We start from the raw sequence: 11,077 nt of genomic DNA on the forward strand, positions 1-11,077 counted from the left end.
GGCAAGAGATCCATTCGGGATCAAACCGTTCTTTTACCTTGAAGATGAAGAAGCTTTATACTGCGCTTCTGAAAAGAAAAGCATCACTTATGTAAAAAGCGAACAGAAAGTGAACATGGAAGCTCTTCACCATTATTTAACTTATCAGTTCGTGCCTGAGCCTGATACGATGACTGCAGGCATTAAGAAACTTGAGCCTGGACATTATTTCACAAAAAAAGCCGGCCGACCGATGGAAATAAAGCCATATTGGAAGCCGAGCTTCACACCAGTGAAAAAATCTCTTGAACAAGCAAAAGAGCAGATCCGCGACGTGATGAGAGATTCTGTGAAAATTCACATGCGGTCTGATGTTCCTGTCGGTGCGTTCCTATCGGGAGGGATTGATTCAAGCACGATTGTTGCGCTTGCAAGCGAGCTTCATCCATCACTTAAAACGTTCACGGTCGGTTTTGAGCGCGAAGGCTTCAGTGAGATCGATGTCGCTGTTCAGACTGCTGCTTCATTAAATGTAGAGAACATTCATTATCTCGTGACACCAGAAGATTTCATGCGAGAGATTCCTAAGATCATCTGGCACATGGATGATCCTGTTGCAGACCCGGCTGCCGTCCCGCTTTACTTTGTAGCAAGAGAAGCGAGCAAGCATGTAACGGTCGTTTTATCTGGAGAAGGTGCTGATGAACTTTTCGGAGGCTATAACATCTACAACGAGCCTCACTCACTCAGACATCTTTCTGCCCTTCCAAAGGGAATATCAAAAGGACTTGCTGCCATCGCATCCGTCCTTCCAGAAGGAGTTAAAGGAAAAAGTTTCCTCGAACGGGGGGCTATGAGCATTGAAGAACGCTACATTGGAAATGCCAAAATGTTCTCTGAAACAGAGAAAAGCAAGCTGTTAAAAGACTACCGTTCTGTTCATAACTATCAGAATGTAACAAGACCGCTTTATGAAAATGCAAAGAGTTTCCACGATGTTCACAAAATGCAGTATATTGACCTTCATACATGGATGAGGGGAGATATTCTTGTTAAAGCAGACAAAATGACGATGGCTCACTCACTTGAGCTGAGGGTGCCGTTCTTAGATAAAGAAGTTTTCAATGTCGCTTCAAGCCTGGATCCAGAAATCACGATTGCGAACGGAACAACGAAATATGCACTTCGTGAGTCGATGAGGGGCATTGTGCCTGACTCAGTACTTTACCGCAGAAAGCTGGGATTCCCGGTACCGATCAGACATTGGCTGAAGAAAGAGTTATATGAATGGGCGAAACAGCTTATTAAAGTAAGCGCAACGGACCGCTACCTTCATAAAGATATCGTCGTCCAAATGCTGGAAGATCACTGTGCAGGTAAAGGCGACTACAGCAGGAAGCTTTGGACAGTGCTCATGTTCATGCTTTGGCATCAGATCAACATTGAAAATGTGTACTCATTTGGAAACGAATGGTTAGAACAGGACGCTGCTTCTGAAAAAGCTGCCGTTGTTCACCAATCGTAGCTTTATTTGGCTTTTGTTTTATTAAAAAGATATGTTATACTTAACAGGTTAAAAAATAGTTAGGAGTGTTTTCATGAATTTTGAAGTAGGCAGTATTGTTGAAGGTAAAGTTACAGGCATCAAGCCATTTGGCGCATTCGTCGCTTTAAATGACCAAGTACAAGGACTCGTTCATATCTCTGAGGTTTCTCACGGATTTGTTAAAGATATCAATGATGTTCTTAAAACGGGAGATGTTGTACAAGTAAAAATCCTTTCAATTGACGAAGATAGCAAGAAGATCTCTCTTTCTATCCGTCAGACTCAAGAAGCTCCGGCTGCAGCTCCAAAGAAAGAGCGCCGTCCGAACTTCGGCAGCAAAAAACCTGCTGCAGCAGCTCAAGACAGCAGCAAAGGCTTCAACACTCTTGAAGCTAAGCTTAAAGACTGGTTGAAAGAATCAACTGACCGTCAAGCACAGCTGAACAAGCGTCTTAAGAAGTAATTTAAAAAAAGAGCATCCTTCATTGAAGGATGCTCTTTTTTATTCAGCTTAAACGCGATTATGTTCAGGACGACCTTCACGCGCAACTTCTTCAGATGGTTTAAACAGTAATGTTAAGCAATAAAGACCTGCAAGGCCAACCAAGCCGTATACGATTCTCGCCAATGCTGAATCTTGACCTCCAAAAATAGCCGCCACTAGATCAAATTGAAAGAATCCGATTAAACCCCAGTTAACTGCACCGATGATGACAAGTGCCAAGGCGAAACGCTGTAATCCACTCACAAAAATAACCTCCTTAAGAAAATTGTGAAAACAATAATAGCTTTTCTTACTATGTTTGCATTTATACTTTTCCCATGATTTTCTATTATTAAACTAATATGTTGTACAAAAATTATATTTTTTTTACATAAAATTTATCCGTGATGGAAAGTATATTCCGAGCGCATTTCTTTACATCATAAATAAACTGTCTCATAATATCATTCATAAACCTAATGGAGGGATTACAATGGATAATTTTACATATTACAATCCGACACGTCTTGTATTCGGGAAGGGGCAAATCGCACAGCTTGCAAGTGAGATGAAGCCATACGGTAAGAATGTTCTCCTCGTTTACGGCGGTGGAAGCATCAAAAGAAACGGTCTTTATGATGCAGTGAAAAGTGAGCTCGAAAAAATGGGCGCTGCTGTAGCGGAGCTTTCCGGCGTGGAACCAAACCCGAGACTTTCAACAGTAAAAAGAGGAATCCAGCTCTGCCGGGAGAACAATGTCAGTTTTATCCTCGCTGTCGGAGGAGGAAGCGTTATTGACTGTACGAAAGCAATCGCTGCAGGTGCAGTGTATGAGGGAGATGTTTGGGATCTCATCCTTAAAAAAGCGGAACCTAAAGAAGCTCTTCCATTCGGCACGATTTTGACACTTGCTGCAACGGGATCTGAGATGAATTCTGGCTCGGTAATCACGAACTGGGAAACGCAAGAGAAATACGGCTGGGGAAGCCCTCTTGTATTTCCTAAGTTTTCAATTTTGGATCCTGCCAATACATTTTCCGTGCCAAAGGATCATACGATCTATGGCATCGTGGATATGATGTCGCATGTGCTTGAACAATATTTTCATCATGCAAAAAATACTCCGCTGCAAGATCGTTTTGCTGAATCAGTTCTCAAGACAGTGATGGAAGCTGCGCCTGAGCTTCTAAACAACTTGGAGGACTATGAACTGCGTGAAACTATTCTTTATAATGGCACGATCGCCTTGAACGGTACTCTGTCAATGGGGTCACGCGGTGACTGGGGAAGCCATAATATCGAGCATGCTGTCTCTGCGGTTTATGACATCCCGCATGCAGGGGGGCTGGCTATTCTATTCCCTAACTGGATGCGCCATAATGTTGATGGTGATGTTTCACGCTTTAAGCAGCTGGCTATCAGAGTGTTCGGCGTCAGTGAGGAAGGAAAAGATGACAGAGAGGTGGCTCTTGAAGGAATCGACCGTCTTTCAGCATTCTGGACATCATTGGGAGCACCTAACCGCCTGGCCGATTATGACATTGATGACAGCAAACTTGATCTGATTGCAGATAAAGCGATGGCACGCGGTGAGTTCGGCAACTTTAAATCGCAGAAAAAGGATGACGTGCTTACAATCTTGAAGCGCTCATTATAAAGGATTTAGAAAAAGTGCATATTGCACTTTTTCTTTTTAATTTAGGTTCTTTTCTAATAAATTGTTGTTTTTGAACGGTTTGATTCATAGGAAAGAAAGCTCACGGGAATTGCTTTGAAAGCTTCAACGCGTGATCCATGAGGAATGCTTCCATTCTTTCTTTAATTTCGCTTATCATCTTGATTTCTTCATTGATAAAGTTGATCNNCGTGCGCCTGAAACGGAGATCAACTTCTTCTCTGATTTCTTTAATATCAACATAGTTTAAGAAAGTAACCTTATTTTATTGAAAATTACAACTATTAATAAGTAACCGTTTTCAAAATGAGGTTTTCTTGATTTGGTATTCTTCATCCGATAAAGTGAAGATAGAAATGAACTTGGGAGGTTCGTAAATGACTAACAAGCTAACGTTTGACTACAGCAAGGCACTTTCTTTTGTTGGAGAGCATGAGATCAAGAACTTATCTGATGCAGTGAAGGCTGCACATCACGCCATTCATGAAAAAACAGGTGCAGGAAACGATTATTTAGGTTGGGTTGATCTTCCGTCAGCTTATGACCGTGAAGAATTCGACCGGATTCTATCGGCAGCAGAAAAGATTAAATCTGATTCAGAAGTATTGGTCGTTGTCGGCATTGGCGGTTCTTACTTAGGTGCAAGAGCGGCTATCGAAATGCTCAACCATTCTTTTTACAACCTGTTGGATTCCGGAAAAAGAAAGGCTCCGCAAGTGTTTTTCGCGGGTCAGAACATCTCTTCAACGTATGTGAAAGAGCTTTTTGAAGTATTGGAAGGAAAAGATGTATCTGTCAACGTTATCTCGAAATCAGGCACAACAACAGAGCCGGCTATCGCTTTCCGTATCTTCCGCAAGTTCTTAGAAGAGAAATACGGTGCTGAAGAAGCACGTCGCCGCATTTATGCAACAACAGACAAAGCACGTGGAGCTTTGAAAACGCTGGCTGACAAGGAAGGCTACCAAACGTTCGTCATCCCGGATGATGTCGGAGGCCGTTATTCAGTATTGACAGCAGTCGGACTGCTTCCTATCGCGGTAAGCGGTGTGGACATTGAGTCCATGATGAAGGGTGCTGCTGATGCTGCAGAGGACTTCAGCAAGCCTGAATTAACAGAAAATGCGGCTTACCAATATGCTGCAGTGAGAAACGCTCTTTACAATAAAGGAAAAACGATCGAGCTTATGGTGAACTATGAGCCGGGACTTCACTTTGTATCTGAGTGGTGGAAGCAGCTTTATGGCGAAAGCGAAGGAAAAGATCTGAAAGGAATTTTCCCGGCTGCAGTTGATTTTACAACAGACCTTCACTCAATGGGGCAATATGTCCAAGAAGGGCGAAGAGACCTATTTGAAACGGTTCTCCTTGTCGGAAAAGGACGTGAAGAGATTCTCATTGAGGAAGATGAAGCAAACCTGGACAGCCTAAACTTCCTGGCTGGAAAGTCAATGGAATTTGTTAACAACAAAGCGTTTGAAGGAACACTTCTTGCACACACGGACGGCGGAGTGCCGAACCTGATCGTTAACATTCCAGAAATGACACCTTACCACTTCGGATATATGGTCTATTTCTTTGAGAAAGCATGTGCCATTTCGGGCTACCTTCTTGGCGTTAACCCGTTCGACCAGCCTGGAGTTGAAGCATACAAAGCAAACATGTTTGCTCTTCTAGGAAAGCCTGGATACGAAAAGGAAAAAGAAGAGCTTGAGAAACGTTTAAATTCATAAGTGAACATTAAAAAGAGCTTTGCGCATGTTATTGCGTAAGGCTCTTTTTAATTGGTTACGATAAGAGAGAGAACTTCGGAAAAAGGAGGCAATTTGCATGAAACCGCTGAATAGCAAACTGCAAAATGAATGGATCGCACTAAACGAAGCAGAAGAAACGCTGAAAAATCTTGGGTTTTCTTATGGCGGAGGCTGGGAATATGATCATGGATATTTCGATTATAAGCTGGATGATGAGGTAGGCTATACGTTTTTAAGACTGCCATTTCATGTTGTCGACGGTGAGCTCGAACAAAAAAACACTGTCGTTCAATTTGATCAGCCTTTTCTTCTCGCACATAAGTATCAGGTTGGATTGGACGATAATGCCGGAGCCGGGAATTTATCCGGAAGCTTTAATCAGTTTTCAGAGCCTCAAGACCCTGATGCATCAATTGATCACAAATGGGTTAAAATCGCGAAGGGAGTGCTTGTGGAAGCTGAAAACAAACTCCTCACTTAAGAAAATTTATAGGGGGTCCGGTACGATGGGCTGGTGCGGCTGTCGCAGCTAATCATTGTTGCCCATCGTACCGGACCCCAGAACAGAAGTCATGGCTTCTGATGTAATTCTTGAAGTCTGAATTAAGATGTCGGCACCAGCACGGCGGCTGTTCGCTGTCTGCTCTAATGTAAGAATTTCTGCTGCAATCTTAATACTAGGGTTCATTCCTCTTGCTGCAAGAATGCTTAGTATTGTCTGCATATCTGCATCTGACTCAGAAAGGCTTTGATCTGCCGTGATAAGGATCGTTTTTGCTTCTTTTATACCAGCATCTTTCCATGTGCTGTCAACAACGGGAGACCCTTTTACAAAATGAATTCCTTCATGATAAAGCGGATTATGATTAAGCGTTGAATCGATCATGACAATGTTCGTGCCGTGATCTTGTTCCATTAAATTTGATATCGTTTCTTTTGAACGTTCATTCCATCCTACAATAATGCAATGATTTTTATCGATAAACTTCATTTTACCCTCCAGCAAACCCTGCTGTTTTTTTACGACCGCTGAAGCCAAATGGACAGTGAAAAACGCCAAAAATGCGCCGCCAAAGAACACGAGCAGCATGGCTAGGATTCTGACTGCTGTTGATTCAGGAGCATAATCACCATACCCGACGGTTCCTACAGTAATGACAGTCCAATAGAAAGCTTCAAAATATGATGGAAACGTTTCAGGCTCAGCAACTCTGGCTGCCGCCGCACCCATCGTTATGATTATGAAGATTATCACGAGCAGCCTTGCAAGCATAGGAAGGCGCAAATACAATGTATAAAACTTTCGAATCATGGCCACCTCCCTGTTATTACTATTTCCACTTTCGAACGGGTATAGACGTGATGTTAAAACAAGCAAAAAATACCCGCATAGACGGTCCATCCGTCATGCGGGTATTAGTATTATGCTGCATCCTCTTCTACAAATAGTTTAACTTCACCTGTTTCCACATTCGTTGCTGCCTCAACACTCAGAATTAACTCCTCAGTTTCAGTATTCACCGTTATTTCAATCATAAGAACAGAAGAGGGAGGTGCCTTAATTTCTTCAATCGCAGCTGCAGTTTCAGCTATTGGAAGAGAGCGGACCGATTTCTTTTCAGTATCTGCTTCTTTTTTGTCGTTTTGTTTCTTTGGCTCGTTATTTTCAGCTTTTTCGTTTGGAGAAAACGCTACTTCTTGTTCAAAGTTTCGAATTTCTTTTTCAGTTCGCACTTCTTTTTTAGATGCTGTTGTTTTAATGCTTTCCTTGACCTTAGCATTTTCTTTGTCTTTTTTTTCAGCCGCAGTTTCTGTTTCTTGCTTCTTTATTATCTGCGTGCCTGTTTCTTCTTTTGTTTTTTTCTGTAAATTGTTTTTTCTCAAAGCAGAAGGCTTCTTAATTTCTTCTTTTGCAGGCAAATTGGAATCAGCACTACTTAATTTTCCTTTGCTGCCTTCATTTGTACCGATTGCTCCTGATTGTTTATTTTCTATTCTTTTTGAAACAGGCAGTTCGCTGTCTTCAAAAAGATTTTTAACAGGACCGACTTCTTCTGAAATTTTACGGATAGATTTGTTTTTTACTTCGTTTGCCGTCATATGATGACCTTTTTGTTTAGCGGCAGCGAGAATTGCATACTGGCCAGGAGAAATGCCGTACTCCGCAGCCTTCATCTTTTCTTTTTTGGAAAGTACGACAGAAGTCATTTCTAGGTTTTGCTTTTTTGCTTCTTTTTGCATTAGAGTGCTTACATGTTTTTTAATAGCTGTTTCTTCTTTTGTGCTGATATCTTCTGTGATGGTGGTTGCGATGAGAACCTCCTGATGCGGCTTGATAAAGCCTTTGGCGCTGCTAAGCTTAAATATTTTTTTAGTGACAGCGGTAATCGGCTGCCCGCGCCAGTTGTCTATGGATTTCAGCACATCTTCTCCTTGCTCGTTATATGTCTGGATATCCACGACATTTAAATCTTTATTAATCTCGATTTCTATACTAGGTTCCATTTCCATAGAAACAGATGCGTATACTTCTTGACCCGTAAAAGGGTAGAAGAATTGAAAGAATAACATCAGTGCTGCCGCAGCTGCAGCCAGACTTGTTTTCCAGTTTAAAAAGGAAAAACCGCGCAGCTTCTGTTGTATCATTCCTGAAGCATCAATCTCTTGACCGATGGTTTTATAACTGCTCTTTCGCGGCACTTTTATAAACGAACCGCCTTCAGCGAGCACAATGGCGTGCTTTTTATTTAGTTCTACAATAATCGCTTTGCTCACGAGAAAATGCCCTCCTGCTTCGGAAAATATTCCATTAAATGTTGGCACCCATCTTTTTGAATAATGATGAGCGCGATAATGTATGGCTTGTGTCTGGCAGCAAAACGCTTTGTTTGAGAACTGCCGCTGCTCAAGCCGTGCATTATAAATTGTTCACAATCTTTATCCGATCGCGCAATAAAACGTGCAATGGCTGCAGCCAGCTTAATGTTATTACGCCGCGAAGGAGTTTTCTTTACAACCAAATCGTAATTGATGCCATATTTCAAAAGCTTATGCGTCAGATGCTGAATTTCCTCATAAACGTTTGTAAAAGCTGGTTGTTTTTGGTGTTTGAGCAGGCTGATATTGCGGGGGGTGGCAGCCGGTTCAGGGTATACCTGGCTTTCTTCCGATGCTGTCCGCTTGAGCCATGTCATGATTCTATCCTCCTCTTAGAAAATAATGTTATGTAAAAATATTATTCTAAAGAAAATATTAACCAGATTATTATAAAACAACGTAAACCTTGTGGACAGGTTATATAGTCATGAATTTGATTGTTAAACAATAGATTTGGATAAGCTGATAATGGGTGATAGATATGAAATATAATAAACGGGACCGTCAGGCATATAGTGATGCGATAGACAAGATGCAGGAAGGCCTGGATGCCATGATAGACCTTTATAACGAAGCAGAAGAGGATGTTGATCTGATTCAATTTGATGAAGACTTGATAGAATTGATAAAAAAGGCGAAGAAAAAACACGGAGAACAGCTGATCAATAAAAAGGTAGCCGCTATTGTACGAGAAGTCATTGAGCTGCTGACAATGGAAAACGAAAAATGAATGCTGCAGAAAAGGAGTGCTGAATTCTCACTCCTTGTAACGTGTCTTTTTTACGGAGTGTACAAAAAGATGGGGATGGCAGTGTGGACGAGGAAAAGGGCGGCCACAAAAAGCACAGCAGCTAACCCTATTAGTGGAATCCTCCATTTCAGATTCAATAACTCATAGTTATTAAATATGAAGAAAAGAATCGCTGCAATTAAAATAAGACCAAAAAAGAGAACCGCTGATTGCAGCCAGAATGCATAAGCACTTGTACCTGATTTAATAGTCAGCATAACAATAAAATATACTATACTGATGAAAGAAGCTCCCCATAAGCTGTATTGTACGGATCGTCTGCACTTCTTGGTCATATAGTACACCGCATAGAGGGCAAGCCCCGCAAGCAGAAATATCATTATGATCGCCTCCTAATACTGTTTCGTATTATATATATTCAGAGCTTGTACAAAACTATTCCCATATGAAGAAAATGAGAATCGTGAACTTTTCATAATTTAATCATAATAAAACGAGCAACCGGCAATAAGGCGGTTGCTCGTTTTCATTAGGAATGTGTTCCGGATGTGCTGCTTATTTCAGAAAGTGCAGTCTTTTTTTCTCTTAGAAGAATAACCGCCGAGAAAATGAGAATGATTCCAGCGTACTGAATGAATGTAAGAGACTCTTCATAAAAGAGGATTCCCATCAAAGCTGCTACAGCAGGTTCAACAGTAGATAGGATGGATGCCGTTCCCGCGTCTGCTGCTTTTAATCCATTTGTATACAGATAATATGCGATGACGGTCGGGAACAGTCCAAGCCCTGCAGCCATAAGAAGTGTTTCAGGATGAATCAGCAAAGCTAAAGCACTCTTAAGCTGCACAAAGGGTAGAAGGGCCGCGGCTGTTACGAGAAATGTGTAAAAGCTTATAGTTAATGATGAATAGAAAGCGGCAGCAAGCTTTCCGAATATAGAGTAAAGAGCGTAGCCGAATCCTGCTCCTAGACCAGTGATGATTCCGAACACCGTAACGGAAGAAGAAGAATCAGAAAGCAAGCCTGATACAAAAAGGCATCCAGCAGCGGTAAGCAGCAGAGAGATAAGCTTTCTAGCTGTCAGCGGGCTTTTAAAGACAAAACGGGACAATATAATCACAAAAACAGGTGCCGTGTAAAGGAGCACAGCAGCAACCGACAAAGACGTTTCCTGAATCGCAGTGAAGTAGCACCAGTTAAAGAGTGTGATGCTCAGTATCCCGGTGCCAAGAAAATACTTCATATCCTTTAAGCGAACGAATAAAGGTGAGGGTTTTTGAAATAAAGCGTAGATGAAGAAAAAAACAACGGCCGCAGCAGCCCTCAGCCAAACTACCTGAAGAGCTGTGAAACCTGCATCTCTTAAGTAGTTTACATAAAACCCTATGGTACCCCATAAAGCAGCACTGATAATTATAGAGAAATAAGCATGTCTGATTGCCATATGCACCGTCCTAAATTGCTGACATTGTTTCTGTCCCTTATTCTACAGGAACACAAAGGATTTTACGCAAAAAAAAGAGCTTACGCAATGTAAACTCTTCTTCACGTTAAATCATTTCAGGGTCAGCTACTTTTACGAGCTGCTTGCCGATGTTTTCTCCTTTAAAGAGTCCGATAAAAGCATCGACTGTATTCTCAAATCCTTCAATAATGCTCTCTTTGTATTTTAACTTTCCTTCTCTCAGCCATTTCGCCATCTCATCCGCTCCCTGCTCGAAGCCGGAGGCATAGTCACTGACGATAAAGCCTTTCATAAGAGCAGAGTTAATGAGAAGCTGTCCTTGAATTCGGGGACCGGTATCCTGTTTTTCAAGGTTGTACAAAGAAATTTGGCCGCAAAGCGGAATTCTGGCACCTTGATTGATCAATGAAAGAACCGCATCTGAAATTTCGCCTCCGACATTGTCAAAATACACATCCACGCCTTCCGGACAGGCTTTTTTCAACGACTGCTGCAAATCATCAGTTTTATAGTTGATTACCTCATCAAACCCGAGCTCTTCCTTCA

Annotated in this window: 13 protein-coding genes; 6 read left to right on the forward strand and 7 right to left on the reverse strand. The window is 41.8% G+C overall.

From position 1 onward, the window contains the following. Positions 1-1,504, forward strand: a 1,504-nt coding sequence (asnB, locus tag CGZ90_RS19075; RefSeq protein ID WP_106408329.1) for an asparagine synthase (glutamine-hydrolyzing), incomplete at its 5' end; no start/stop codon positions are given. 73 nt (positions 1,505-1,577) lie between these two features. Further along, entirely contained in the window at positions 1,578-1,988 is a 411-nt protein-coding gene (gene yugI, locus CGZ90_RS19080; protein ID WP_094254095.1) for a S1 domain-containing post-transcriptional regulator GSP13, read from the forward strand. 48 nt (positions 1,989-2,036) lie between these two features. Here the strand turns inward: yugI and CGZ90_RS19085 are convergent, their stop codons facing one another. Continuing rightward, positions 2,037-2,273, reverse strand: coding sequence for a DUF378 domain-containing protein (locus CGZ90_RS19085; RefSeq protein ID WP_094254096.1), 237 nt, complete (start codon positions 2,271-2,273; stop codon positions 2,037-2,039). A 229-nt stretch (positions 2,274-2,502) separates the two neighbouring features. On the opposite strand from CGZ90_RS19085, the gene CGZ90_RS19090 reads away from it, so the two are divergent. From CGZ90_RS19090 to CGZ90_RS19100, 3 genes are all read left to right on the forward strand, one after another. Beyond that, positions 2,503-3,666: an iron-containing alcohol dehydrogenase gene (locus CGZ90_RS19090; RefSeq protein ID WP_094254097.1), complete on the forward strand. Its 1,164-nt coding sequence runs from the start codon at positions 2,503-2,505 to the stop codon at positions 3,664-3,666. Between the two features lie 395 nt (positions 3,667-4,061). Continuing rightward, positions 4,062-5,417 (forward strand): glucose-6-phosphate isomerase, encoded by a 1,356-nt coding sequence (locus CGZ90_RS19095; protein ID WP_094254098.1) that lies wholly within the window; start codon positions 4,062-4,064, stop codon positions 5,415-5,417. A 97-nt stretch (positions 5,418-5,514) separates the two neighbouring features. Then, the gene (locus CGZ90_RS19100) at positions 5,515-5,919 is read left to right on the forward strand and encodes a YugN-like family protein (protein ID WP_094254099.1); all 405 of its coding nucleotides are present in this window, start codon (positions 5,515-5,517) and stop codon (positions 5,917-5,919) included. Between the two features lie 48 nt (positions 5,920-5,967). On the opposite strand, the gene CGZ90_RS19105 is transcribed toward CGZ90_RS19100, so the two are convergent. From CGZ90_RS19105 to CGZ90_RS20855, 3 genes are all read right to left on the reverse strand, one after another. Then, positions 5,968-6,750 (reverse strand): ion channel, encoded by a 783-nt coding sequence (locus CGZ90_RS19105; RefSeq protein WP_094254100.1) that lies wholly within the window; start codon positions 6,748-6,750, stop codon positions 5,968-5,970. A gap of 110 nt (positions 6,751-6,860) precedes the next feature. Further along, positions 6,861-8,213, reverse strand: a complete 1,353-nt coding sequence (locus CGZ90_RS19110; protein WP_165766922.1) for an anti-sigma factor domain-containing protein — start codon at positions 8,211-8,213, stop codon at positions 6,861-6,863. Further along, positions 8,210-8,632 (reverse strand): hypothetical protein, encoded by a 423-nt coding sequence (locus CGZ90_RS20855; RefSeq protein ID WP_165766923.1) that lies wholly within the window; start codon positions 8,630-8,632, stop codon positions 8,210-8,212. The genes CGZ90_RS19110 and CGZ90_RS20855 overlap by 4 nt, the downstream gene beginning before the upstream one ends. 164 nt (positions 8,633-8,796) lie before the next feature. On the opposite strand from CGZ90_RS20855, the gene CGZ90_RS19115 reads away from it, so the two are divergent. Next, positions 8,797-9,045, forward strand: coding sequence for a hypothetical protein (locus CGZ90_RS19115; protein ID WP_094254102.1), 249 nt, complete (start codon positions 8,797-8,799; stop codon positions 9,043-9,045). Positions 9,046-9,095: 50 nt separating this feature from the next. Here the strand turns inward: CGZ90_RS19115 and CGZ90_RS19120 are convergent, their stop codons facing one another. From CGZ90_RS19120 to CGZ90_RS21115, 3 genes are all read right to left on the reverse strand, one after another. Then, positions 9,096-9,446, reverse strand: coding sequence for a hypothetical protein (locus CGZ90_RS19120; protein WP_094254103.1), 351 nt, complete (start codon positions 9,444-9,446; stop codon positions 9,096-9,098). 149 nt (positions 9,447-9,595) lie between these two features. Beyond that, entirely contained in the window at positions 9,596-10,510 is a 915-nt protein-coding gene (locus CGZ90_RS19125; protein WP_094254104.1) for an EamA family transporter, read from the reverse strand. A 106-nt stretch (positions 10,511-10,616) separates the two neighbouring features. Further along, positions 10,617-11,077: MDR family NADP-dependent oxidoreductase (locus CGZ90_RS21115; RefSeq protein WP_240515488.1), on the reverse strand; the 461-nt coding region annotated here is incomplete at its 5' end.

Origin of the sequence: Fictibacillus aquaticus, from assembly GCF_002245695.1 — a bacterium.
Classification (GTDB): Bacteria; Bacillota; Bacilli; order Bacillales; family Fictibacillaceae; genus Fictibacillus; species Fictibacillus aquaticus.